At 51.8% G+C, this 24,931-nt stretch carries 21 protein-coding genes and 1 pseudogene; all 22 read left to right on the top strand.

Annotated features, from left to right (window positions below):
• The first annotated feature begins 497 nt into the window (after positions 1-497).
• Complete coding sequence (locus BJI67_RS10760; protein WP_070073024.1) at positions 498-1,952, top strand: mannose-1-phosphate guanylyltransferase/mannose-6-phosphate isomerase; 1,455 nt, start codon at positions 498-500, stop codon at positions 1,950-1,952.
• A 20-nt stretch (positions 1,953-1,972) separates the two neighbouring features.
• Positions 1,973-3,091, top strand: coding sequence for a capsule biosynthesis protein (locus tag BJI67_RS10755; RefSeq protein ID WP_070073023.1), 1,119 nt, complete (start codon positions 1,973-1,975; stop codon positions 3,089-3,091).
• A complete protein-coding gene (locus BJI67_RS10750) occupies positions 3,081-3,887 on the top strand; it encodes an ABC transporter permease (protein ID WP_070073022.1) in 807 nt (268 codons plus the stop codon). Before BJI67_RS10755 ends, BJI67_RS10750 begins: the two co-directional genes overlap by 11 nt.
• 4 nt (positions 3,888-3,891) lie before the next feature.
• Positions 3,892-4,554: an ABC transporter ATP-binding protein gene (locus tag BJI67_RS10745; protein ID WP_231940841.1), complete on the top strand. Its 663-nt coding sequence runs from the start codon at positions 3,892-3,894 to the stop codon at positions 4,552-4,554.
• Between the two features lie 22 nt (positions 4,555-4,576).
• Positions 4,577-5,335 (top strand): FkbM family methyltransferase, encoded by a 759-nt coding sequence (locus BJI67_RS16955; RefSeq protein WP_083250819.1) that lies wholly within the window; start codon positions 4,577-4,579, stop codon positions 5,333-5,335.
• Positions 5,336-5,388: 53 nt separating this feature from the next.
• Positions 5,389-6,186: a DUF4214 domain-containing protein gene (locus tag BJI67_RS16950; RefSeq protein ID WP_083250818.1), complete on the top strand. Its 798-nt coding sequence runs from the start codon at positions 5,389-5,391 to the stop codon at positions 6,184-6,186.
• Entirely contained in the window at positions 6,165-7,697 is a 1,533-nt protein-coding gene (locus tag BJI67_RS16945; RefSeq protein WP_083250817.1) for a glycosyltransferase, read from the top strand. Before BJI67_RS16950 ends, BJI67_RS16945 begins: the two co-directional genes overlap by 22 nt.
• Before the next feature lie 52 nt (positions 7,698-7,749).
• On the top strand, positions 7,750-8,523 hold the full coding sequence (gene rfbF, locus BJI67_RS10740) for a glucose-1-phosphate cytidylyltransferase (protein ID WP_070073021.1): 774 nt from the start codon (positions 7,750-7,752) through the stop codon (positions 8,521-8,523).
• Between the two features lie 3 nt (positions 8,524-8,526).
• Positions 8,527-9,627 (top strand): CDP-glucose 4,6-dehydratase, encoded by a 1,101-nt coding sequence (rfbG, locus tag BJI67_RS10735; protein ID WP_070073020.1) that lies wholly within the window; start codon positions 8,527-8,529, stop codon positions 9,625-9,627.
• Entirely contained in the window at positions 9,615-10,007 is a 393-nt protein-coding gene (locus BJI67_RS16940) for a hypothetical protein (protein ID WP_083250816.1), read from the top strand. The genes rfbG and BJI67_RS16940 overlap by 13 nt, the downstream gene beginning before the upstream one ends.
• A gap of 4 nt (positions 10,008-10,011) precedes the next feature.
• Positions 10,012-10,887: an SDR family oxidoreductase gene (locus BJI67_RS16935; RefSeq protein WP_083250815.1), complete on the top strand. Its 876-nt coding sequence runs from the start codon at positions 10,012-10,014 to the stop codon at positions 10,885-10,887.
• Between the two features lie 1,607 nt (positions 10,888-12,494).
• Positions 12,495-13,532: an IS630 family transposase gene (locus tag BJI67_RS10725; RefSeq protein WP_070073018.1), complete on the top strand. Its 1,038-nt coding sequence runs from the start codon at positions 12,495-12,497 to the stop codon at positions 13,530-13,532.
• A gap of 39 nt (positions 13,533-13,571) precedes the next feature.
• Positions 13,572-13,947, top strand: a pseudogene (tnpA, locus tag BJI67_RS18290) (IS200/IS605 family transposase); the annotation flags it as partial.
• 266 nt (positions 13,948-14,213) lie between these two features.
• Positions 14,214-15,251 carry a GDP-mannose 4,6-dehydratase gene (gmd, locus tag BJI67_RS10715; protein WP_070073017.1) on the top strand — a complete coding sequence of 346 codons (1,038 nt, stop codon included), beginning with the start codon at positions 14,214-14,216 and terminating at the stop codon, positions 15,249-15,251.
• A gap of 5 nt (positions 15,252-15,256) precedes the next feature.
• The gene (locus BJI67_RS10710) at positions 15,257-16,141 is read left to right on the top strand and encodes a GDP-mannose 4,6-dehydratase (protein ID WP_070073016.1); all 885 of its coding nucleotides are present in this window, start codon (positions 15,257-15,259) and stop codon (positions 16,139-16,141) included.
• Positions 16,142-16,318: 177 nt separating this feature from the next.
• On the top strand, positions 16,319-18,109 hold the full coding sequence (locus tag BJI67_RS10705) for an HAD-IIIC family phosphatase (protein WP_156782116.1): 1,791 nt from the start codon (positions 16,319-16,321) through the stop codon (positions 18,107-18,109).
• A 207-nt stretch (positions 18,110-18,316) separates the two neighbouring features.
• A complete protein-coding gene (locus BJI67_RS10700; RefSeq protein WP_197513037.1) occupies positions 18,317-19,774 on the top strand; it encodes a glycosyltransferase family 4 protein in 1,458 nt (485 codons plus the stop codon).
• 63 nt (positions 19,775-19,837) lie between these two features.
• Entirely contained in the window at positions 19,838-21,286 is a 1,449-nt protein-coding gene (locus BJI67_RS10695) for a phosphomannomutase (RefSeq protein WP_070073013.1), read from the top strand.
• Positions 21,287-21,482: 196 nt separating this feature from the next.
• Positions 21,483-22,553: a dTDP-glucose 4,6-dehydratase gene (rfbB, locus tag BJI67_RS10690; protein ID WP_197513403.1), complete on the top strand. Its 1,071-nt coding sequence runs from the start codon at positions 21,483-21,485 to the stop codon at positions 22,551-22,553.
• A 2-nt stretch (positions 22,554-22,555) separates the two neighbouring features.
• Entirely contained in the window at positions 22,556-23,446 is an 891-nt protein-coding gene (rfbD, locus tag BJI67_RS10685; RefSeq protein ID WP_070073011.1) for a dTDP-4-dehydrorhamnose reductase, read from the top strand.
• A 25-nt stretch (positions 23,447-23,471) separates the two neighbouring features.
• Positions 23,472-24,356, top strand: a complete 885-nt coding sequence (rfbA, locus tag BJI67_RS10680; RefSeq protein ID WP_070073010.1) for a glucose-1-phosphate thymidylyltransferase RfbA — start codon at positions 23,472-23,474, stop codon at positions 24,354-24,356.
• A 21-nt stretch (positions 24,357-24,377) separates the two neighbouring features.
• Positions 24,378-24,926, top strand: coding sequence for a dTDP-4-dehydrorhamnose 3,5-epimerase (gene rfbC, locus BJI67_RS10675; protein WP_070073009.1), 549 nt, complete (start codon positions 24,378-24,380; stop codon positions 24,924-24,926).
• Positions 24,927-24,931: the final 5 nt, after the last annotated feature.

Here is a 24,931-nt window from a genome sequence, read left to right as displayed (position 1 = left end):
ATTTGCACCAAAATGGTTCGCGGTTCGCACTAAATTAGCCCCTCTTGGGTGGGTCGGATTCCATTTCCATCGCCCGCCATCCATGACTTCATCCGCCAAACCTCGTCCCAGCTACACACTACACTTCAAAATCAACGTCCTGGCGACAGCCAAGTCTATTGAAACGAATAGCGTTCAACGCCCTAACGAGAGATGTAAGCAAAATGTATACACACGAATGTGACAGGGGTGTGCGATAAGCGCATCTTGGTTTGCAGTTGACGTGAATCCGATTCGGGTTAGGACATGCCGCCTTAATATAAATAGCGTAACAAAAGCTTAATATTCAGTCTTTTTCGGTCTCATTCTGACGTAGATTATATATATCGTTGACTAAAAATAGTGTATCTGTGAGGATGCCGGCTGTCTATGAATGACCTGTTTTGGCGCAGCTCGTGACCAATCTTGGCGCGAGTCCTGCTAGACAGAATGCAAACTCTGCATACAAGGGAAATCGCATGTCGGAAGTGGTGTCGGTGGTTCTCTCTGGTGGTTCTGGAAGTCGTCTGTGGCCTCTGTCCCGCAAATCCCATCCCAAGCCCTACATCCCGCTGCCGGATGGCGAGACCCTGATCCAGAAGACTCTGTCTCGGGTCCTCAAGGCTCGGCCGAAGGATACCGTGCTCACCGTCACTAACCGCGAGTACTACTTCCTCACCCGCGACAGCTTCAACGCCTACGGCAAGACGCATCCCGACGACGCGGCTCCGTTCCGTTACCTGCTCGAGCCCAGCGGCCGCAACACCGCCCCGGCAATGGCCTGTGCGGCGCTGTGGGCCCAGCAGACCTGCGGGGCGGACACGGTCCTTCTGTTCATGCCCGCCGATCACATCGTGCCCGAGATCGATGCCTTCGCCGAGGCCACGCGCAAGGCGGTCGAGATGGCGCAGAAGGGCGAGTTGGTCACCTTCGGTGTGCAGCCGACCGCTCCTGAAACCGGCTTCGGCTACATCCAGATCGGCACTGCGCTGCCGCCCGGCTTCCGCGTCTCGCGTTTCGTGGAAAAACCGGACGAAGCCACCGCGCAGGCCTATGTCGACTCCGGCGAATACCTATGGAATTCCGGCATCTTCTGCATGCGTGCCGATGCGCTGCTGCAAGCGATGCAGACGCATGCACCCGAAGTGCTCGCCGCTGCGCAGGCTGCCTGGGATGAGGCGCGGGAGTTCGGCGACGCCTGGGAACTGGGAGGCTCATTCGCGCAAGCGCCGGACATCTCCATCGATTACGCCATCATGGAAAAGGCCACCGACGTGGCCGTGATTCCGTCCGAATTTTCGTGGAACGACCTTGGCGCCTGGGGCGCCTACGCGCAACTCCTGGAGCCGGATGCCGATGGCAATCGGCTGCTCGCTCCGGAGTCCCTGGTCGAAGACACCCATAACTGCATCGTGCACAGCCCACACCGCCTTACCGCACTGCTCGGTGTGGAGGACCTGCTGGTGGCGGATACGCCAGACGCCCTGCTGATCGCAGACAAGTCGCGCGACCAGGAGGTGCGTGTGCTGGTGGACGCACTCAAGGCGCGCCGACACCAGAGCTACGACATCAATCCCACCATGCACCGGCCCTGGGGGACCTACACCGTGCTGGAGGAGGGCGACCGCTTCAAGATGAAGCGCATCGTGGTCAAGCCCGGCGAAAAGCTCTCCCTGCAGATGCATCACCACCGCAGCGAACACTGGATCGTCGTCTCCGGGACGGCGCTCGTGCATGTGGGCGGCACCGAAAAGCTGGTGATGACCAATGAATCCACCTTTATCCCCGCGGGCACTGCGCATCGCCTGAGCAATCCGGGCGTCATCGACCTCGTGCTCATCGAGGTGCAGAGCGGGGCCTATCTCGGCGAAGACGACATCGTCCGCTTCGACGACGTGTATGGCCGCGTTGAGCAAGGAAGCCCCGCGGCGTAATCAATCGAAGGAAAGTCTGCGTGTTTGAAAAGCTGTTCGCGAAATTAAGAGGCATCAGCAAGCTGTTCATGTGGGTGGTGATCGTGCCCACAACCCTTTCCATACTGTACTTCGGATTGATCGCCTCGCCGGTTTACATCTCGGAATCGCGGTTTGTGATTTACAGCCCGAATGAGCGGGTCAGCTCTTCCGGGCTGGCTGGTCTGCTCAGCGCCTTTGGCGGCAGCAACTCGACCAGCGCCGCGCAAACCGTCAGCTCCTACGTGAATTCCTGGGATGCCATGATGGCGCTCAATCGAAAGTACAACCTGAAGATGATCTTCGGGAACGACTCGATCGATATCTTCGATCGCTTTGGGGGCGTGTTTTACCCGTTCACCAGCGACGTGAAGCTGCTCAAGTATTACCGCGCAATGGTGTCTGACACCCTGGACAGCGCCACCGGGATCAGCGAACTGCATGTGCGCGCCTATACGGCTAAGGATGCGCACAAGCTGAACGAATTCCTGCTCAACAAGAGCCAGGAAATCGTGAACATGCTCAACGAGCAGGCGCGGCAGAAAGCGGTGTCCTATGCGGAAAACAACGTCGCCCAGGCCGAAGCCCAGCTCAAGCATGCCACGCTGGCGCTCGCAGAATACCGAAACATGCATGCGGTATTCAGCCCGCCGGCGCAATCCAAAATGCAGCTCGACCTGATTGCCAACCTGCAGACAAAACTCATATCCGAAAAGACGAATCTGGACGCACTTCTCTCGCATGCGCCGAATAATCCGCAGATACCCGTATTGCGTAGTGCGGTCAGGGCCTTGGAGCGGGAAATAGCGCGTGAGAAGGGCAAAGTAACTGGCTCGGATCAATCCTTGGCCAGCAAGGACATTGAGTTCGAACAGCTCACGGTGAATCAGTTGCTGGCTGAAAAGTTGCTGGAAGCTGCCTTTACTTCGCTACAGCAGGCCCGGGTGACAGCTCAGAAGCAGGAGCTTTATCTGGAAACGATCAGCAGGCCCAATCTGCCTGACGCCCCACAGGACCCTAAACGGATTAGAGGCGTATTTGCAACCTTGGTTATTTCTCTGATGATCTGGGGCGTGTTGTACATCGTGATCGGTGGTATCAAGGAGCATCATGACAACTAATGCCGGCCCCTCATTGAGACGGCAGTTCGCCATACAGCGCCGCGTCATCTGGGCCATGGTGATGCGTGAAACCATCACCATGTATGGTCGCGAAGGCCTGGGGGTGTTGTGGATCGTGGCCGAGCCCGCCATGTTCGTGCTCGGGGTGATGGTGCTCTTTTCCTTTATGGAAGCTAATTACGTCAACAACATCAGCCCCGCCGAATATCTGGCCGTGAGTTACCCTACCTTGTTGTTCTGGCGAAACGGAACGAGTAAGACGACTAAAGCCATCGATGTCAATCGTGCGCTGTTGCACCATCAGCCTATCCGGCCGATTGACGTGGTGTACGCGCGTATCATCTTGACCTTTGCAAGCGGTGCAGCTGCTTTTTTCGTACTCTACCCAGTATTTACTTTTCTGGGCATAACCCGTCTACCGTATGACTGGTTCGATTTTGCGATGGGGTATCTGCTGGTGATCTGGTTCTCGTTTGCGTTCGTCATGATTATGTCTTCACTTTCCGAACTCAGCGAATCGATTGAAAGAACCTCCCATATCATCTTGTACCTGATGTTGCCGGTCACTGGCGTTTTTTTCCCGCTCTACGTGGTGCCCCAGCCATATAGGGAATGGTTGATGTACTTCCCCCTCATCGATGCAGTTGAATTTTTTCACGCGGGGTACTTCGGGCCTCGCATGCCGACGTATTACAACCTGGGTTATACCGTAGTGGTATTAATAGGTATGACGCTGTTTGGTTACGCCTTGGCGGAACTGGCCATCAAGCGCGTCAAAATCATGGGTGGAGCGTAAAGTCGTGGATGGCGTGCTGGAAATAGATAACGTCACCAAATATTACCCGGTGAATCATGGCCGCGATAAACGGTTGATCTTAGATCGAATCAATCTTCGGGTCAGAAAAGGCGAGAAATGGGGCATCATGGGGCGGAATGGTGCAGGAAAATCAACTTTGGTACGTATCATCAGTGGCTCAGAACATCCTAATGGTGGAGAGGTTCGTAGGGGAATGTCTGTCTCATGGCCGCTCGCTTTTGGTGGTGCGTTTCAAGGCAGTTTGACGGGTAGAGATAATACGAGGTTAATAGCAAGAGTTTATGGTATTAATTACAAAAAAATGCTTGCATATGTAGAAGAATTTTCCGAACTTGGTGCGTATCTGGGAGAGCCAGTAAAAAGCTATTCATCTGGCATGAGTGCTAGATTGGCATTTGCGATCTCAATGTCAATTGAATTCGATTGTTATTTAATTGACGAGATTTTGTCAGTTGGAGACCATCGTTTTACTGAGAAATGTAACACGGATCTTTTTGAGAAAAGGTCCGATAGAGCAATGATAATGGTATCGCATCAAACAGATTTAATTAAAAATTATTGCACTAAAGCGGCCATTATAGATTCAGGTAAGCTAACTATATATGAAGATGTTGAGGAAGCGATTTCAATATATCGTGAGCTATGATATTTAGAATGAGGTTTATTTCATGGGTATAACATCATATGCGCAAAATTTTGAAGATGTAATTTTGTGGCGAGCTCTTGGTTCAATAGAAAATGGGTGCTATATAGATATTGGTGCCAATGATCCAGTAATTGATTCGGTGAGTCATGCATTTTATGAGCGAGGTTGGCGTGGTATTAACGTGGAGCCAGTTAGATCATGTGTAGAGAAGTTATTAGTGCAGCGACCTGAGGATAAAGTTATAGAGGCGGTGGTGGGTTTAGGAAAAGAGGATGTAAAATTTTACGAAGTATCAGCAAGCGGTATATCAACCGTGCGCCCGGACTATGCGTCTCAGTACGAAAAATATGGTTACTCGATAATAGAGCGCGAGGTATTGATGATGCCGCTAAGTAAAATATTAAATATGTGTAGTTCTAGCGATGTGCATTGGTTAAAGGTTGATGTAGAAGGTAACGAGGCTGAAGTTCTTATGAGCTGGACTCCATCCACTGTGAGGCCATGGGTGGTTCTTGTGGAAAGCACGAAACCTATGACGCAAAATGAAACCCATAAGGATTGGGAGAAGATAATATTAAATTATGGGTACAAATTCGTATATTTCGACGGACTCAATAGATTTTACGTATCATTAGAGCATCATAAGAGACTCAAAAATTCATTTAAGAGCCCTCCTAATGTTTTTGATGAATTCATTCTGAGTGGGAAATCAAATGCTAGTTTTCACAGGGCGATCAGAGATATGACGCAGAAGCGAAAAGGCAAAACTGGGTCGCAGTGACTTCATTAAGAATTTAATAATGGGAACCATATCTGATATGACGGGGCTTTGAAATGGACTTAATACAAAAGTATCACGAAATTATAAATTTAACAGGCGTAGAATTTATTAGGGGAGCGTATGAGTTTATATTTAAAAGGGATTCCGATGCGATAGGATTGGAATACTATTTGAATAGATTGCGTGCTGGCTACTCAAAGACATCGATAATAAATCAAATGTTGGCTTCAAATGAAGCACGTGGAGTAATAGAAATTAATAATTATGTGACTGCGTCTAATGATTTATTTATAAAGGAAATATATTGGGCTCTGCTAAAAAGACAGGTTGACTCGGGTGGGTTGAGTCATTATCTCCATCGATTAGAATTAACTAAAGACAGAAGGAAAATTGTCGATGATATTCTTATGTCGGATGAATATCGCTCGATAAAGTACAGACTTCGTAAAATTAAAGCTATTAACAAGGAATATGCAAGAAAAAGTAAATCTGCTATTCCGCTTCTTTCCTCAATGAAGTCAAATAAGTTGCAACAGATGCGGTTGAATAGTATTGAGCATGAACTGTCTGTTATGTCAAAAAATATTACTGAGGGCCTATCTGATATTGGTGATATGCTTTCTGGGATAAAAAAGGCTAGTGAAAGAGAATCCATTTCAAATAGATTAAGAAATATCAATATGTCGGTCGCCAGCCCTAAAGAAAAGGATAATTATATCGGGTATGAACGCGCATATGATTTACCGAAGATTCTGCATAGAGTCTATTTCTATAACTATGCGCATATTATGATCCATTTTCGCATTATCTTGAAACGTGGAGTCAACAGTTGCCAGAATATAAAATCATGAAATGGGGCCCAGAAAATGTAGATGTTACAGTTAACGAGTGGATGCGCCGATCTGCTGAAGCAGATGATCCTGTGTTTTTGAGTGAATTTGTTAGATGGGATGTTTTAAAAACGTATGGTGGTATCTATTTAGATAGTGATTGTGAAGTGCTTGATGGACGTGTTTTTAATAGGTTAGTCGAAGAACTTGAGGCGTCAGATGAATATGACGCATTCGTGGGAGTGGAAGAATTTCATAATGGACATCCTACTGCACAAACTATAGCGGCTAAATGCGGCTCTGATTTGGTTGATTTCATGTATAAGATGTACACCGGCCCATTATCCTCCGCACTCTGGCATTGGAGAGGAGAGAGAGGTTTAATCGGGCCACAACTAATGAGTTTGTATTTTCGTGAGCATGGGCTAGAAGAGACTAAAGGTTTTGCTACAAAATTAGAAAAACCTATTATTGTCGGCCGCGTGAAAATATATCCACAAGAGTATTTCTCTCCAAAATTTACAACAACCGGTAAGAAAATTTCAACCAGTGAAAATACTTGTATATATCATTTATTTGCCAATTTAAATGTTAAAGATGTCGATCCAGAGGCAGAAGAACACCGAAAAAACCCACTATTATTTAATGAATACTGTGAGTACCTTGATCTGATCAATAAGGGCGTGCGGTCTGACGAAGCTAGTAAATTAGCAAAGAAAGGTAACGATCTTGTGTTAATGAAAAGCAAAGAATTAAAAAAGATACATCGAATATATTTTGGATTCGATGGGAAGCCTGATCCATATAGAGAGTTTTTAGATACTTGGGTTAAAGAGCTTCCAGATTACCAAATTATTCATTGGGACTCTACAAATCTACCGTTGGAAAACTGCGAATATTCTCGGTTAATGCTTCAAGAGAAGGATCATGCATTTCTTAGTGATTACTTTAGGTGGTGGGTGTTGAAAGAGCATGGTGGTATTTATTTAGACGCAGACGTCGAGGTCGTTAATGGGGGGCAGGTTGATGCAATCATTAATGATCTTGGTAGTAGTAACAACTATGAAGCAGTAATAGGAATTGACAGTAAATTGGATGGTTGGTATACGGCGCACTCAATGGCATCAAAAAAGGACAGCAAAATATCAAAATTTATGTGTGATGCTTATGAGTCTATGGGGGCTTTATCAATATGGAGAAGAAAAATATTTTACATGATGGCGCCGCAATTAACGTCCCTTTACTTTGCGTCGTCAGGGTGGAATGTAGAAGGAATGGGGAGTACGCCTAATTTGGATGAGCCTGTTGTCGTGGCTGGTGTGAAAATATATCCGCAAGAATGGTTTTCTCCTATGAAGCCAACTGTAAAGGATGGCATTGGTGGTTTTGTTGTTGATAGCTATACTAAAAACACCTGCTTGTGCCATCATTTTTCCTGTTCGTGGCATGGTGATGATTCCATATACAAAAGGAATCGGCCCGATGGTAAAAAATATAAACTTTTGGCAGAGCTGTCTGATTTTTCAAGATAACGTGTTCATTGTCTGTGGCTTGGTGTGTATTGTGAGTATATAAGGAGATGACATGAAGGTGCTTATTCTGGCTGGCGGCTATGGCACGCGTTTATCAGAAGAAACGACATTGCGGCCAAAACCTATGGTTGAGATAGGCGGCAAGCCAATCTTATGGCATATTATGAAAATATACTCTCATTATGGGTATTATGATTTTATAATAATGCTCGGTTATAAGGGTTTTTACATTAAGGAATATTTTGCAAACTATTTTTTGCATCAATGCGATGTAACAATGGACATTAAAAATAACTCTATGGAAATCCATACTAATGCTGCTGAGCCTTGGCGGGTGACGCTAGTAGATACGGGTGTGGAGAGTATGACTGGGGGGAGAATTAAGCGCGTTCAGAATTATGTGGGTAATGAGCAATTCATGCTTACGTATGGAGATGGTGTCACCAATGTGAATATTAATGACATGGTTCGATATCATAATTCACATCAAGGTTCAATTACTATGCTTTCTTCGCAACCAGATGGAAGATTTGGTGCGTTGTCTATCGGAGATAATGGGCGTGTGTCAAGGTTTCTAGAAAAGCCTAAGGGGGACGGTGGTTGGGTTAATTCTGGTTTCTTTATATGCAATGCTAATGTATTCGATTATATTCAGCCAAACGATCAAGTAGTTTTCGAAGATGAGCCGTTGAAGTCTCTTGCTCATAATGGCGAACTGTATGCATTTCAATATGATGGATTCTGGAAGCCGATGGATACATTAAGGGATAAGATTTATCTTGAAGATCTTTGGCAACAAAAATGCGCTCCTTGGAAGGTGTGGTGATCTATGTTTTCAAATATATATAGTGGGAAAAAAGTCCTAATCACTGGGAATACCGGATTCAAGGGGGCGTGGTTGAGTGCTTGGTGCGATAAACTAGGAGCGAATATAGTAGGTATGTCAAGAGATATCCCTACAACTCCATCAATGTATGAGACTTTAGGGCTCTCATCACGTGTCGAACATCATATGCTCGATATCGTTGATTTGAATAAAGTAGTAGATGTGATTAATGCGGTGAGGCCGGATTTTGTATTTCATCTTGCTGCTCAGCCAATTGTATCTACTTCCTATAAAAATCCAATTGATACTTTTTCTAGTAATGTAATTGGTACCGCACATATTTTAGAGGCTCTGAGAAGATCGAATCATAATTGTGTTGCTGTTATTATAACAAGCGATAAAGCATATGATAATGTAGAGCAAGTTTGGGGGTATCGTGAGATAGATGCTTTAGGTGGCAAAGATATCTATAGCGGTTCAAAAGGGGCTGCTGAACTGGTAATTAAGTCATATATAAACTCCTATTTTATAAAATCTGATAGTAATGTCAGAATAGGTGTGGCTCGAGCGGGCAATGTTATTGGAGGGGGGGACTGGGCAGTAGATAGAATAGTAGTAGATTGCATGAGAAATTGGAGTCAAGGTGAAAAAGTAAGGATAAGGAGCCCTAATGCGACTCGACCATGGCAGCACGTACTTGAGCCGTTGAGTGGTTATCTCTTATTAGGCAAAAAATTATATGAGGGTGAGTTATTACATGGCCAGGCATTTAACTTTGGTCCAAAGCCAGACGGTGATTATACAGTCAAGCAGTTGCTAAGCGATCTGAGCGTGTTCTGGGGGTTTTCGACTCCTGAAGATAGTTTTGATATTGAAACAAATAATAGTTTTAAGGAAGCTGGTTTGTTGAAGCTCAATTGTGATAAGGCGTTATTCCATATGAACTGGTCTGCCGTTCTGAAATACCATGAGATGGTCCGATTCACTTCGGACTGGTATTACAATTACTATCATTCTGATTCAAATATGATGAAATTCACGATCGACCAGATTCAAGAATATGAAGAGATCGCTCTCTCAAGGGGGCTTGCATGGACGGCATAAAAATATACCCGCTAAGAAAAATACATCATCCAAAGGGTGATATATTTCATGCATTGAAACATACAGACGATGGGTACCGTGGTTTTGGTGAGGCATATTTTACTACTATTAAGTACGGGGAAATAAAAGGATGGAAGAAGCACTTGAGGATGTGGATGAATTTGATTGTGCCTGTAGGTATGGTCCGGTTTACTATTAAGAATGATAGTGGTCAAGTTGAAGCCATAGAGGTTGGTGATGATAATTACGTCCGCTTAGTCGTTGAGCCTGGTAATTGGGTTTCGTTTGAAGGGCTATCTGGCGATTTGAATCTCGTGTTAAATATTGCCAATCTTGAGCACGATCCAGATGAGGCTGTAAATATTCCAATAGAAGGGTGAGTCGATGTATATCGGGTTAACAGGTGCATCAGGTATGCTTGGTGGTGCAATCCTTGAGTTATGTTCGAGGCGCGGCTGGGTGTGTGTACCCATCCCTCGGTCTATATTTTATGGTGGAATGCATGGTGAGGCTGCAGATGTAATTACAAAATGTGATGTATTAATACATGCTGCGGCTAATACAGATGTTGAGTATTGTGAGATTAATCCAGATGAGTGCTATAGGGATAATTACCTTCTGACCGAATTAATAGCGGGCTATGCGGTAAGATCTAAAACTAAGCTTGTTTATATATCAAGTACTGGTGTTTATGGGAATTATCAGATGTCTCCGTATAAGGAATATAATGATACTATTCCTACTACGCACTATCACAAAGCGAAATTAATGGGTGAAGTTGCTGCTGATGCGTTAACAGGATCCTTGGTCATTAGGGTTGGGTGGTTGTTTGGTGGCGATATTGATAATCCAAAAAATTTTGTAGTTAGGCGCATTCTTGATGCTATTCGCTCTAACGGATCGATAGTTTCGGATCCTACTCAATTTGGTAATCCGCTTTATGTGATGGATGCGGCAGAGATAATTCTGGAACTGGTAAAGGATGATCGTTCAGGGATATTTAATTGCGTCAGTGTAGAAGCGGTTTCTAGGTATGAGTATGTTAAAAAAATACTAGAATTTTCGGGTTGCGGGGTTGACGTTATGCCTTCTGAACCGGGTGCTTTTAAGCGTAAAGCAAGTGTATCATTCAATGAGTCAGCAATTAATTGGAAATTAAATTGCCTCGGCTATGCCGAGGTGCCTGTATGGCGTGATGGTCTTGAGCGTTATGTTTTTTCTATCGCTGAGAAAATATCTAAGTTTAAGTCTTGTCAATAATGACATCGACTACTCATTAGGTATTCTCAGCTCAAAATAGTTACGCTTGTACTCAGTAAGAAAGCAGGATTAGCATCGCGGCTGCTAGAAGGTCCGTACGAATTTATAGTACTCAAAAAAGGCCTATTATGATGCCCAATGATAGGATTTTTGGCATCATGTAGCAATGCTGTGATGACAGTCAAGACGACTACTTCTCCATGAGAAGTGGGGTGTCATGGGTTTTGCGCTGTAATACGTGACAGAGAAACATGGCTTTCGAGCCATGGCTCAAATGCTCTATTTGAATTGGTTTGTAAGCATTATTTTGTGCAGTGTATGGTCTGGGTGCTCCTCGGCCTGTCAGCGGCATTGGTGGCTGCAGGTGTGAATGTGAGTGGGCCGATCATGGGATTGTCGGATTTGCGCTCCTGTATGCCGATAGACTCGAACAGATGGTGCTGTCTTGCCGAGTTTTCGGTCTTGGGCTGGAGGATGCCTTGTTGCATCGAGTCGCTTCGATGGACGGTGCGACCAATGGGGTCGTTGCCAAGTGGCATGAGACCGGGAAGAACGCCACGGCCAAGCACTTTCTCGAACGTCACTTCATTTTTGAGGCAGAGGCTTGGCACCTACGGCAGTTGCCGCTATTCCCGGAGCATGTAAAGCTTCGAGAATAATGGGTATTCATGGGATTCAGTGGTCGAGCACGCAGGATGTGATCAGCCATCGCCCATTGCAGATTCGGTGTGCTATCACGGAAATATTATTTGCTGGCCTCCCAGTGATTTGAACGAAGAGACGATATGCGCTTATTGATGGAACTGCGTCCAGCCTTGGACGGACATTTCGGTATCCCGCAGGAAACCCAGCGAAATTTTTCGAGGATTTTATCTGGCAGACACTGTTTTCCCGCAGCGTACCGAGCGAAGAGCGCGAGAGGATTCTTGCCTGCGATCACCGGGTCTGCGCCTCTCCCTGGCGCTGGATGCATCTTGCCGGTATCGAGCGTAAATCCTTGATGAGGGCATCCGGATATCCGAAGCTCGATGCGGCTGAGTTCGATCTGTTCATTGCCCAGACGCCGTACCCGGCCCGTCTCTCGGGCAAGAGGAGCTGGTGTGTGTGGTCGTGGATTAAGTGTTCGATGTAGCCGTGGATATCCGCAGCAATTCACCGACCTTCGGCCACTGGTGGGTGAGGTGTTGTCTGCCGATAATAAATGTCAATTATGGGTGCGCCGAGTTTCGCCCACGGCTTCGTCACGCTTTTAGAGCATGAAAAATCTCTTTATTAAGACAACGGACTACTGCGCTCCTGAACATGAGTGATGCATCATCTGGGATGATCCTGGCATCGGCATTGACTGGCCGGGGGAATGGCCGTTCAACCTTTCGGGGAAGGATCGTCAGGATGCGCTGCTGAGCGATGCAAAGGTGTTCGAAGCCTAGACAAATATGGGAGACCCCCCAGCTCTGCTGGGGCGGCACCAAGAGTTTGACAGTAACAGGAATCTCACAGTAACTCCGAAGCGTGAGCCGCCAAGCAGCACGCAACGGAGAAACCATGAGATCGATAGAAAGTTTACTAAGCAGTACATTGATAACCCGACATGATATGATTTAGGGATGGAGAAATTAGACGGACGCAAGCTTGATCGCAGCACGCTGGAAGCCATTCGCATTCGAGCCGTGATGAGGGTCGAGGCCGGCGAAAGCCCCGAAGTCGTGATCCAGGCCTTGGGCTTTCATCGTAGCCAGATTTACGCCTGGTTGGCGGCGTACCGCGAGGGCGGTCTTGAGGCGCTTCGCCAGCGCAAGGCCAAGGGTCGGGAGCCGAAGCTCAGGGGCGGGCAGCTGGATCGGCTCTACCGGCTCATCACCGAGCACAACCCCACGCAATTGAAGTTCGAGTTCGCTCTGTGGACGCGTGCGATGGTCCGCGAACTCATCCGCCGCGAGTTTAAGGTACGCCTCAGCGAGGTGTCGGTGGGCCGTCTGCTGCGTACGCTGGGGCTGTCGCCACAGCGTCCTTTGCACCGGGCCTATCAACGTGACGAGGCAGCGGTCGAGCATGGGCAGGCCGTGGCCTACCCCGAGATACGTCGGCTGGCCAAGCGCGAGAAGGCCACGATCTACTTCGGTGATGAGGCCAGCGTGCGTTCGGATCACCACAGCGGCACCTCCTGGGCACCGATCGGTCAGACGCCGGTCATTGAGACCACCGGCGCTCGATTTGGCGTGAACATGATCTCGGCCGTCAGCCCCCGAGGCGGGCTGCGCTTTATGACCTTCACCGGCACCCTGACGGCGCCTATGTTCATCGACTTTCTGGGACGGCTGATCGAGGGGGCTACCACCCCGGTCTTTCTGATTGTCGACGGACACCCGGTGCACCGCTCACGCAAAGTCAGGGACTTCGTTGACGGCACCGCGGGTCGGCTCCGACTCTTTATCCTGCCGGCGTACTCACCTCATCTGAACCCGGACGAATGGGTATGGAACTGGCTCAAGCGGCACCACCTGGGCAAGGTCCGCCACAGTGGCCCGGATCAGCTTCGCCAAACGGTCTCGCGATTTCTGCGCAGGCTGCAGCGGCTCACTCACATCGTCAAAGGCTTTTTCCAGGATAAAAACCTCGCCTACATCCACAATAATGTCGGGTAATTAACGTACCGCTTAGTAAGTCACACTCGATGGGAGTGTAAGTACCCCGTGGTGTTCATTCCGAAGTATCGGAAGAAGGCGATATTCGGGCAGATCAGGAAGGAACTGGGAGATGTTTTTCGCCGTCTGGCGAGGCAGAAAGAAAGCGAGATCGAGGAAGGGCATCTGATGCCTGATCATGTGCACATGATGATTTCAATACCGCCGAAGTATGCCGTGTCGCAGGTGGTTGGGGAAGAGCGCCATCCACATTGCCAGGGTATACGCAGGTCGAAAACGGAACTACGTCGGTCAGAGCTTCTGGGCAAGAGGGTATTTCGTCTCGACGGTAGGTCGGGATGAACAGGTTATTCGAGAATACATTCGGCACCAGGAAGCCGAAGATCGTCGAATAGAGCAGTTGAGGCTGATGTAAGCCCCCTTGGGGGGCTCAAGGAGCCGCTTGCGGCTCCGTCTTTAGACCGCTTTGAGCGGTTCACAACTAAAGCCCCCGGCTTTGCCGGGGGATACTTACTGAGTATTGTGCTGGTATATGCGAATAATGATTGGAGTATGGATGTGCTCATGTCATTTTATTTTTGGTTTCGTGTTAGCGAGTTTCGCTATCGATAAATGATGTCGTCACAGTGGTTCATTTTGATAGTATGTTAGCTAATGTGACTATTAGGGGTTGAACAAATTATGCGCACTGCGATTATAACTGGCATCACTGGACAGGACGGAGCATATCTGGCTGACTTCCTTTTGTCCCATGGCTATTCAGTCTGGGGAACATACCGCCGCACGAGTTCTGTTAATTTCTGGCGCATCGAGGCACTGGGGATTGCAGATCATCCAAGTCTGCATTTGGTCGAATTTGATCTGACCGACATGGGGTCAATCATGCGCTTGGTAGAAAAAAGTGCTGCGACTGAAATCTACAATCTTGCTGCACAAAGCTTTGTCGGCGTGAGTTTCGATCAGCCACATACTACGGCACAGATTACGGGTGTAGGGGCCCTGAATTTGCTCGAAGCTATTCGAATACTCGATACGAAAATTCGTTTCTATCAGGCCAGCACTTCCGAAATGTTCGGGAAGGTACGTGTCATTCCGCAGGATGAGGAGACGCCATTCCATCCGCGCAGCCCTTACGGCGTGGCAAAGCTGTATGCGCACTGGATCACGGTGAATTACCGTGAAAGTTTCGACATCTTCGGGTCGAGTGGGATTCTGTTCAATCATGAAAGTCCGCTGCGTGGTCTTGAATTCGTGACCCGCAAGATCACCCACGCTATTTCGCGCATCAAGCTCGGCCAGCAGGATGTGTTGGAACTCGGCAACCTTGATGCCAAACGCGACTGGGGCTTCGCGAAGGAATATGTCGAGGGCATGTGGCGTATGCTGCAGGCCGATGAACCCGATACCTATGTGCTGGCGACAGGTCGTACGGAGACGGTGCGCGATTTCGTGACCATGGCAGGTAAGGCAGCCGGTATAGAGCTGGACTGGAAGGGTAAGGATGAGCAGGAAACTGGGGTCGATGCGGCGACGGGTAAAACCATCGTTCGTGTGAATTCCAAGTTCTACCGCCCGGCTGAAGTGGATCTTTTGATCGGAAGCCCAGCCAAGGCCAAGGAGAAACTCGGTTGGGAGCCTCAAACCACCTTGGAAGAGCTCTGTTCCATGATGGTCGAGAAGGACCTTGAGCGTAACGCCGGCGGTGGCGTGACCTTTTAAACCCCATGACTAAAGTTCTGATAACGGGATACCGTGGGTTTACCGGCGTCTATGTCGCCGAACGGCTTCGCGCACTGGGTATGGACGTGCTGGGGCTTGTGCAGGGGCCGGCCAATGCCGCGGACGAGGTCAGTGGCGACCTGTCGCGCAGGGATGAGTTGGCCGAAATCATTGCTGCCTACGCGCCGACCTATGTGGTTCATCTGGCGGCGCTGTCCTTTGTCGGCCATGGCGATGCGCGCGCATTTTACGACGTGAATCTGTTTGGCACCCTTAACCTGCTTGAGGCCTTGGCGAAACTACCGGCTGCGCCCGAGCGGGTCATTATTGCCAGTTCGGCCAATGTCTACGGTACGCCGGGGCTTGAGGTACTGGACGAATCGGTGTGTCCGGGGCCTGTGAATCATTATGCCAACAGCAAACTGGCAATGGAGCACATGGTGCGGACTTGGTGCGATCGCTTACCGATCGTGCTGGTGCGACCGTTTAACTATACGGGCGTGGGGCAAGACGAGAAATTCTTGATCCCGAAAATCGTGTCGCACTTCAAACGCCGTGCAGAAGCGATTGAGCTGGGTAATCTCGATGTGGCGCGAGACTTCAGCGATGTACGCGATGTGGCTGAAGTGTATGCTCGATTGCTGACTTCTCAGGATGCGATAGGGCAGACCGTCAATATCTGCTCGGGGCGCGCCTATGCGCTGCGTGATGTGTTGGAGAAGGTTTCAACACTGAGTGGGCATCGGCTTGAGGTGCGTGTTAATCCTGCTTTTGTCCGTGCAAATGAAGTGCCGAAATTGGTGGGGGATCATTCAAACCTACTCAAGTACACAGGTTTCCAGCCTGGCATTCCGCTTGAGGAGACGTTGCGTTGGATGCTGGAAAATTGATTCATGGGCACATGATTCATCAAAGCGAATAAATCGATTCCGTAACATGGGAAGCCATTAGTAACGCTAAGCGCCCTCTTGCGTTTGGTGCGCCCCTTGGAAGGGTGATCTCGTGGATTGCGGCCATACTCGTCATAACTGAGCGCGAAGTTTGAAAGTTTGAGAGGAGATGCGGTTTTGATATGGCGCAGATGGCGTAACCGCAAAAATGCTCCCGGCAACCCTACGAGCGATCTTGGCGTCGGCAATGTGCCAGATTCACATTCTGCTTCATGCTATGAGGGTGGGTGCTTCGATCCGCCCATATCAGCTGCCCATGTCTTGCTTTATGGGGGGTGCGTTACCGAGTTACTGGCCAAGGCCGGCCAGCGACTTGGGATGAAGGTCGAGCATCTTTTATATCAATCCGGGCTGCACGAAGAACCTACGCTCCCACTCAGATCATCTTTCGATGCCGTTCTGGTCGGGTTTGCATTTCGCACACTCGTAGGGCAATCGGCCGAAAGACTGTTGGGCTTTCATGATGCGGACTTGGTGTATCAAAAAAACCTCCCATATGATGAGTTGTTGTCGACGATCAAGTCTCTGATCGATCAGTTATTGAGTAAATTTCAATCAGTATTTCTGGGTAAGTCACCCGTATTTTTCCTTTCTTTCATTGAGCCACCGCAGACTAGCGCAGGCTTACTGAATGCGCGTAATTCTGGGGGTATTTACCGTTTGTCGCGAGATATTAACGACTACATGGCCGAGCGGCTGGCTCATATTGATGGGGCTTATTATCTGGAAACAAACGATCTGCTGCGCGCCTATGGCGACCGGGACTGGTATGACGGTTATGAGGTTTGCTATGCCCACTCGGGTATTCACGGGGATACTTCAGCCCGGTCGTTTCCTGCTGCGGTCATGCGCCGTGTGGGCAAGGTTTTGGCTGTGCTGCACCAGGAGCAACCTGTCAAGCTGATCGTCACTGATCTTGATGGCACCTTATGGAAAGGCGTGCTTGCCGAGGAAGACGAAATTATACCGGGCGACCATACCGAAGGTTGGCCAATTGGTTACGCTGAAGCGCTGATGGCGTGCAAAAAGCGCGGTATATTGCTGGCCATCTGTTCAAAAAATGATGAGGCATCTACGCGAACAAATTTCGATAAGGTCTGGTATGGTCGTATGCGTCTGGAAGATTTTTGTTCCGTCAAGATCAATTGGCAGCCCAAATCCAAGAATCTTTTTGAGATTCTGAAAGAAGTCAATATTTTGCCGGAAAACGTACTTTTTATTGACGATAATCCTCTTGAGATCGCGGAGGTAATCCGCGCATTTCCGGGCATGCGTACCTTGACGGGCGATCCTCATGTCTGGCGTATGGAGCTTTTGTATGGAGTGCCTTTCCAGACACCCAGAATGACCGAGGAAAGTGCCAAGAAGACCGAATTGATACAGGCTAAGATCACCCGAGATCGTGAAATGGCGCAGACGGATCGCGCAAGTTATTTGCGCGATCTGGCCATGGTTGTGGATGTTTTCCCTGTCACTCATCAGGATGACAAGCTATATGCTCGTGCGTTTGAGTTGCTTAACAAAACCAATCAATTCAATACGACCGGGCGGCGTTGGACAGCGGAGGAATTGACCCGTTTCCTCGGTGAGGGTGGGCTCCTGTATGCCCTCCGTGCTTCGGATCGATTGGCCGATCATGGGGTTGTCGGATTGGCGCTCCTGTATGCCGATAGACTCGAACAGATGGTGCTGTCTTGCCGAGTTTTCGGTCTTGGGCTGGAGGATGCCTTGTTGCATCGAGTCGCTTCGATGGACGGTGCGACCAATGGGGTCGTTGCCAAGTGGCATGAGACCGGGAAGAACGCCACGGCCAAGCACTTTCTCGAACGTCACTTCATTTTTGAGGCAGAGGCTTGGCACCTACGGCAGTTGCCGCTATTCCCGGAGCATGTAAAGCTTCGAGAATAATGGGTATTCATGGGATTCAGTGGTCGAGCACGCAGGATGTGATCAGCCATCGCCCATTGCAGATTCGGTGTGCTATCACGGAAATATTATTTGCTGGCCTTCCAGTGATTTGAACGAAGAGACGATATGCGCTTATTGATGGAACTGCGTCCAGCCCTGGACGGACATTTCGGTATCCCGCAGGAAACCCGGCTGCTGTTCAGTGCCTTGGCCGGCCTGCCTGAGATTGAGCTGAGCGGGTTGTTGCAGATGTCCAAGCGCATGACCCTGGGAGGCGTGACACCGCACCAGAAGATGTCGGTGGCGGAGCAGGTGCATCGGTATTCCAGAACGGTCGTTTCGCTCAAGGGTAGTGCCTCTGTCGACTGGAAGGCCGGTTTGGCTGGCTTTATCGAAGAGCAAGTAGAGCACTGGCGTTTGCGCCTGGCCGCTTATTTTGGCGTGGGTGCTGTCGGGCTCAAACAATTCGAGACGAAATTTTTCGAGGATTTTATCTGGCAGACACTGTTTGCCCGCAGTGTGCCGAGCGAAGAGCGCGAGAGGATTCTTGCCTGCGATCACCGGGTCTGCGCCTCACCCTGGCGCTGGATGCATCTTGCCGGTATCGAGCGTAAATCCTTGATGAGGGCATCCGGATATCCGAAGCTCGATGCGGCTGAGTTCGATCTGTTCATTGCCCAGACGCCGTACCCGGCCCGTCTCTCGGGCAAGACGAAGCTGGTGGTGCATTACCACGATGCGATCCCTGTGTTGATGCCGCATACGATATCCGACCGGGCGTTTCATGAAGCAAGCCACTTCAACGCGCTGGCGGCGAATGTGCGCGATGGCGCGCACTTCGTTTGCGTTTCGGAGGCAACGCGGCAGGACCTGCTGAGCCTTTTCCCTGAGGCTGAGCCGCGTTCGGTGACCATCCACAACATGCTGCCTGCGCATTACTACCCGTCCGAGCCCGAGCCGGAACGGTTGGCCGGGATCATGCGCCGCTACCAGATAGGCGAATTCAAGCCGCCGCTGTCCAAGAAAAATGACCGGGTTTATCGGCTGTCGCGGCAGTTTGGCGGCGAGGCGGATAAAACGGCGTTTTACGAACAGACCTTTAACCCGCAAACCCGTTTTCTGTTGATGGTATCGACCATCGAACCGCGCAAGAATCATCGCCGTCTGCTGGAGGCCTGGGAGGTATTGCGCGATCGACTGGACAAGGACATCAAGCTGGTGTTCGTTGGACATATCGGCTGTGATTACAAGGATTTGCTACCGGCGTGCGAAACCTGGATCGAGCAGGGCGGGCTTTTCATGCTGCAGAACGTGCCGGCGGACGCGCTGCGCGTGTTGTATCGCCAGGCGCTCGTGACCGTGTGCCCCAGCGTGGGCGAGGGCTTCGATTTTTCCGGGGTGGAGGCCATGCGCTGCGGCGGTGTGGTTGCGGCCTCGGATATCCCGGTTCATCGCGAGGTTTACGGCGACGCGGCTGCGTATTTCAACCCTTACGATACGGGCAGCTTGGTCGCTGCCTTGCAGAACATGGCGTTTTCTGTGGACGCCGATGCCCAATTGGCAGCCTTGCGCGAGCAAGGGCAGCTGCAAAGCTCGTGCTATCTACCTGAGAAAGTTCTGCCGCAATGGGCCGATTTTTTAGGGAAAATCAGCTCGGCTGACTAAAGCCGCCGTGGTCGATGCGCGGTGATCACGATGCAAAGAATCGTTGGGAGAAAGGGGTAAAGCATGGTTGCATTTGGCACCAGTGGTCTGCGTGGGTTGGTGAGCGAACTGACCGATGCGGTGGCCTTTGGCCATGTCGTGGCGTTTCTGCAATATCTGAAAGATGTCGGTGAGTTCGACGCCGGTGGTCAGGTGATACTCGGCGGCGATCTCAGGCCGAGTACGCCCCGTCTGCTGCGCGCGGCCTGGGCGGCTGTGGAGACCGCCGGAGGCGTGCCTTCCTTTGCGGGCTATTTGCCGTCTCCCGCCCTCGCGCTGGCCGGATTTTCCCGCAAGGTGCCGTCGCTGATGGTTACCGGAAGCCATATCCCGTTCGATCGCAACGGCATCAAGTTCAATCGCCCCACGGGCGAGTTGATGAAGAGCGATGAGCCGGGGATTCTTGAACGCCTGCCGGTGCTGGATTCGACGCTGTTCGATAGCGATGGTGGCTTGCGTGATGCACCACAGCTTCCTTTGCCCGTTGAGCAGTGGGTGACCGCATATTTGCGGCGCTATCGCGACTTCTTCGGTGAGGGCAGTCTTACTGGTCTGCGACTGGGGGTGTACCAGCATTCCGGTGTGGCGCGTGACTTATTGCCCCAGTTGCTTGAGGCGCTCGGCGCCGAGGTGATAGCACTGGGCAGGTCGGATGAGTTCGTGGCGCTGGATACCGAAGCGCTGCGCCCGGAAGACGCGGCCCTGGCCAAAAACTGGGTTGAAGAATATTCGCTCGATGCCTTGTTGACCACGGATGGCGATGCGGATCGGCCCATGATCGCAGACGAACAAGGCGCTTGGTGGCGAGGCGATGTGCTGGGCATCATCGTGGCGCAGGCGCTGGGTGTGCAGTCTGTGGTTACACCGGTGAGCAGCAACACCGCGCTTGAGCGCACACAGGCTTTCGAGCGTGTGTCGCGCACCCGAATCGGGTCGCCTTTCGTGATTGAGGCGATGCAAGCCGAGGTGGATAGGGGGGCGTCGTCGGCGGGTGGATACGAGGCCAATGGAGGCTTCCTGCTGGGGAGCGCTTTACACCAGGGCGACCGCGTCTTGGCCCCCTTGCCGACCCGGGATGCATTTTTGCCCATGCTCACTGTATTGGCGCAAGCCAAACAGCAAGATCTCCCCTTGTCGGGCCTTTTGTCGGCCTTGCCTTCCCGCTATACCGCCAGTAACCGGCTTCAGGAGTTTCCCGTCGCCAGGGCGCGGGAATGTCTGGACCGTTTTCGAACCCCGGACGAGGCACAGAATCTGGGCGCGTTTTCTGATGCATTCGGTGAGATTTGCGGGCAGGCTGAGTCCATGGATCTGACCGATGGCATCCGCGTGTCCTTCGAGAACGGCGAGATCGTTCATCTCAGGCCGTCCGGCAATGCGCCGGAGTTGCGCTGCTACACCGAGGCGGATAGCCCGGAGCGGGCCCAATCCATTCTGGATGCGGCCATGGGCGTGATGGCCCAGTGGCGGTAGGTTTCTGATGGATTACGGTGATGGCTTTCGTTACTCGACAACCGCTGTGGACTCGTGCTGTGAACGGATTATTCAAGCAACATGTTTCTGTAGGAGTCGGACCTGAAACTAGAGAGACTCAGCGGCGTGGATTCATGCTGTTATGCTGCCTCGACCCACAGGGGGCTTATGAACAAACCGAATTCAACCAAGGACTATCCAGATGATTCTCGTGACTGGCGGCGCCGGCTTCATCGGCTCTAACTTCGTGCTCGACTGGCTGGCGCAGAACGATGAGCCGGTAATCAATCTCGACAAGCTCACCTATGCGGGTAATCTGGCGAACCTTGCCAGCCTTGAGGGCGATGAGCGCCATATCTTCGTTCATGGCGATATGGGCGATTTCGCGCTGGTGAGCGATCTGCTTTCGCGTTATCAGCCGCGTGCGGTGGTGAACTTCGCCGCCGAGTCGCATGTCGACCGCTCGATCCACGGACCCGGCGATTTCATCCAGACGAACGTGGTCGGCACCTTCCAGCTGCTGGAGGCGGTGCGGGGCTACTGGGGCGGGCTGGATGCGGCAGCCAAACAGGCATTCCGTTTTCTGCACGTGTCCACCGACGAGGTTTACGGTTCGCTGGACGCCGATGCGCCGGCCTTCACCGAGACCCATCGCTACGAGCCGAACAGTCCGTACTCGGCCTCGAAGGCGGCTTCGGATCATCTGGTGCGCGCGTATCACCACACCTACGGCCTGCCGGTGCTCACCACCAATTGTTCGAACAATTACGGGCCCTATCACTTCCCGGAAAAGCTCATCCCACTGATGATCGTCAATGCCCAGGCCGGCAAGCCGCTGCCCGTATACGGCGACGGCATGCAGATTCGCGACTGGCTGTTCGTGAAGGATCATTGCAGTGCGATCCGCCGCGTGCTCGAAGCGGGGCAGGTGGGTGAGGTCTACAACGTCGGCGGCTGGAACGAGATGCCGAATATCGAGATCGTGAAGATCGTCTGCGGACTGCTGGACGAACTGCGCCCGCGTGCGGACGGCAAGCCCTACGCGGGACAGATCGCCTATGTGACCGACCGCCCGGGGCACGACCGGCGTTATGCGATCGACGCGACCAAGATCGAGCGCGAGCTGGGCTGGCGTCCGGCCGAAACCTTCCAGACCGGTATCCGCAAGACGGTCGAGTGGTATCTGGAGCATGGCGACTGGGTGGAGGGCGTGCAGTCGGGCGCCTACCGCAACTGGCTGGAGACCAACTACGCCGAGCGGGCCTGAGCATGAAAATACTGCTGCTGGGCCGTAACGGGCAGGTGGGCTGGGAACTGCAGCGCAGCCTCGCGCCGCTGGGCGAGGTGGTCGCGCTCGACCGACATGGCGCGGATTACTGCGGCGACCTGTCCGATCTCGATGGGATTGCCGAAACCGTGCGGCAGGTGCGCCCTGGCGTGATCGTGAATGCCGCGGCGTATACCGCGGTGGACAAGGCCGAGAGCGAGCCCGAGCTGGCGCACACGGTCAATGGGTTGGCGCCCGGTGTGCTCGCGCACGAGGCCAAGCGTCTGGGTGCGCTGCTGGTGCATTACTCCACCGACTACGTGTTTGCCGGCGATGGGGAAACGCCATGGCGTGAAGCCGACCCGGTGGCGCCGCTGAGCGTGTACGGTCGCACCAAGCTGGAAGGGGAGCGGGCGATTGCCGCACTGACGTCCAACCATCTGATCTTCCGCACCAGCTGGGTGTATGCGGCGCGCGGCGGCAACTTCGCCAAGACCATGTTGCGCCTGGCCGGCGAGCGCGAGCGCTTGACGGTGATCGACGATCAGTTCGGCGCGCCGACGGGTGCGGAGCTGATTGCGGACGTCACCGCACATGCTGTCAGTCAAGCGATGGGAAACAGCCGTCTGCGCGGCATTTACCATCTTGCGGCAGGTGGCACGACGACCTGGAACGCGTATGCGCGGTTCGTGATTGCCAGCGCGCTTGAGCTGGGGGCGACGCTGAAGGCCGGCGCGGAGGCCGTCGATCCAGTGCCGACCTCGGCCTTTCCGACGCCGGCGAAGCGCCCGCACAATTCGCGGCTGGATACCTCGAAACTGCAGGCGGATTTCGGGCTGGCATTGCCGCCCTGGCAGCAAGGTGTCGCGCGCATGTTGAGCGAGATTCTTTGATTCAAAACTCAGGAATGGGAAGCCGATGACACAACGCAAGGGCATTATTCTGGCGGGGGGCTCGGGTACGCGGCTGCATCCGGCGACACTGGCGGTCAGCAAGCAGCTCCTCCCGGTTTATGACAAGCCGATGGTCTACTACCCCTTGAGCACGTTGATGCTGGCAGGTATCCGCGACATTCTGATCATCTCAACGCCCCAGGACACGCCACGCTTCGAGCAGTTGCTCGGCAGCGGCGCACAATGGGGTTTGAATCTGAGCTACGCGGTGCAGGATTCGCCCGATGGACTGGCCCAGGCCTTTCTGATCGGCGAGCCTTTCATCGGGAATTCGCCGAGCGCGTTGGTGCTCGGGGACAACCTGTTCTACGGACATGACCTGCAAAACCTGCTGGAGGACGCGGATGCGCGCACCGAGGGTGCGAGCGTGTTCGTCTACCACGTTCAGGATCCGGAGCGTTACGGGGTGGCCGAATTCGACGACGACGGCAAGGTGCTGTCGCTGGAGGAAAAGCCGGCACGCCCGAAATCGAATTATGCGGTGACGGGCCTATATTTCTATGACGATCAGGTGGTCGAGTTCGCCAAGGGCCTGAAGCCATCGGCGCGCGGCGAGCTGGAGATCACCGACCTCAACAACCGATATCTGCTGCAGGGTCAGTTGAGCGTGGAGGTCATGAGTCGCGGCTATGCCTGGCTGGATACTGGGACCCACGATTCATTGCTGGATGCCGGGCAATACATCGCCACCATCGAGTCGCGGCAGGGGCTCAAGGTTTCCTGCCCGGAGGAGATCGCATGGAGGCAGGGGTGGATTTCGGACGAACAATTGGAGGCCCTGTCGCAGCCGCTGCAGAAGAACGGCTACGGCAAGTATCTTTTGCACATTCTCAACGACGGCGTTCGTTAATCAATCCAAGGGGTTCGAATCATGCAGGCCACCCGTTTGTCGATTCCCGACGTCGTGTTGATCGAGCCGAAGGTATTCGGTGATGAACGAGGTTTTTTCTTCGAAAGCTTTAACCGTAAACGTTTTGAGGAAGCCGTGGGTTGTTCCGTCGATTTCGTGCAGGACAATCACTCACGTTCGGCGCGTAATGTGCTGCGCGGTCTGCATTACCAGATTCAGCAGCCGCAGGGGAAGCTGGTGCGTGTGGTGGTCGGCGAGGTGTTCGACGTGGCCGTGGATATCCGCCGCAATTCACCGACCTTCGGCCACTGGGTGGGTGAGGTGTTATCTGCCGATAACAAACGCCAATTATGGGTGCCGCCGGGTTTCGCCCATGGCTTCGTCACGCTTTCAGAGCATGCCGAATTTCTGTACAAGACGACGGATTACTACGCGCCCGAATTCGAGCGATGCATCATCTGGGATGACCCTGACATCGGCATCGACTGGCCGGGGGAAGGGCCGTTCAATCTTTCGGGCAAGGATAAGGATGGTGTCGCGCTGGGCAAGGCCGAGGTGTTCGAGAGATAGCGAGT

The sequence above is a fragment of the Acidihalobacter aeolianus genome (assembly GCF_001753165.1).
Classification (GTDB): Bacteria; Pseudomonadota; Gammaproteobacteria; order DSM-5130; family Acidihalobacteraceae; genus Acidihalobacter; species Acidihalobacter aeolianus.
The sequence above is the reverse complement of the archived record's forward strand: the minus strand, read 5'-3'. Positions and strand labels throughout refer to the sequence as shown.

Excerpts from the sequence above, each read along its gene's own strand:
- BJI67_RS10710 (WP_070073016.1), top strand. The coding sequence starts at position 15,257 with ATGACTAAAGTTCTGATAACGGGATACCGTGGGTTTACCGGCGTCTAT.
- BJI67_RS10695 (WP_070073013.1), top strand. The coding sequence starts at position 19,838 with ATGGTTGCATTTGGCACCAGTGGTCTGCGTGGGTTGGTGAGCGAACTG.
- rfbA (WP_070073010.1), top strand. The coding sequence starts at position 23,472 with ATGACACAACGCAAGGGCATTATTCTGGCGGGGGGCTCGGGTACGCGG.
- rfbF (WP_070073021.1), top strand. The coding sequence starts at position 7,750 with ATGAAGGTGCTTATTCTGGCTGGCGGCTATGGCACGCGTTTATCAGAA.
- BJI67_RS10760 (WP_070073024.1), top strand. The coding sequence starts at position 498 with ATGTCGGAAGTGGTGTCGGTGGTTCTCTCTGGTGGTTCTGGAAGTCGT.
- BJI67_RS10725 (WP_070073018.1), top strand. The coding sequence starts at position 12,495 with ATGGAGAAATTAGACGGACGCAAGCTTGATCGCAGCACGCTGGAAGCC.
- BJI67_RS16935 (WP_083250815.1), top strand. The coding sequence starts at position 10,012 with ATGTATATCGGGTTAACAGGTGCATCAGGTATGCTTGGTGGTGCAATC.
- rfbD (WP_070073011.1), top strand. The coding sequence starts at position 22,556 with ATGAAAATACTGCTGCTGGGCCGTAACGGGCAGGTGGGCTGGGAACTG.
- rfbG (WP_070073020.1), top strand. The coding sequence starts at position 8,527 with ATGTTTTCAAATATATATAGTGGGAAAAAAGTCCTAATCACTGGGAAT.
- BJI67_RS16955 (WP_083250819.1), top strand. The coding sequence starts at position 4,577 with ATGGGTATAACATCATATGCGCAAAATTTTGAAGATGTAATTTTGTGG.
- rfbC (WP_070073009.1), top strand. The coding sequence starts at position 24,378 with ATGCAGGCCACCCGTTTGTCGATTCCCGACGTCGTGTTGATCGAGCCG.
- gmd (WP_070073017.1), top strand. The coding sequence starts at position 14,214 with ATGCGCACTGCGATTATAACTGGCATCACTGGACAGGACGGAGCATAT.
- BJI67_RS16950 (WP_083250818.1), top strand. The coding sequence starts at position 5,389 with ATGGACTTAATACAAAAGTATCACGAAATTATAAATTTAACAGGCGTA.
- BJI67_RS16940 (WP_083250816.1), top strand. The coding sequence starts at position 9,615 with ATGGACGGCATAAAAATATACCCGCTAAGAAAAATACATCATCCAAAG.
- BJI67_RS10750 (WP_070073022.1), top strand. The coding sequence starts at position 3,081 with ATGACAACTAATGCCGGCCCCTCATTGAGACGGCAGTTCGCCATACAG.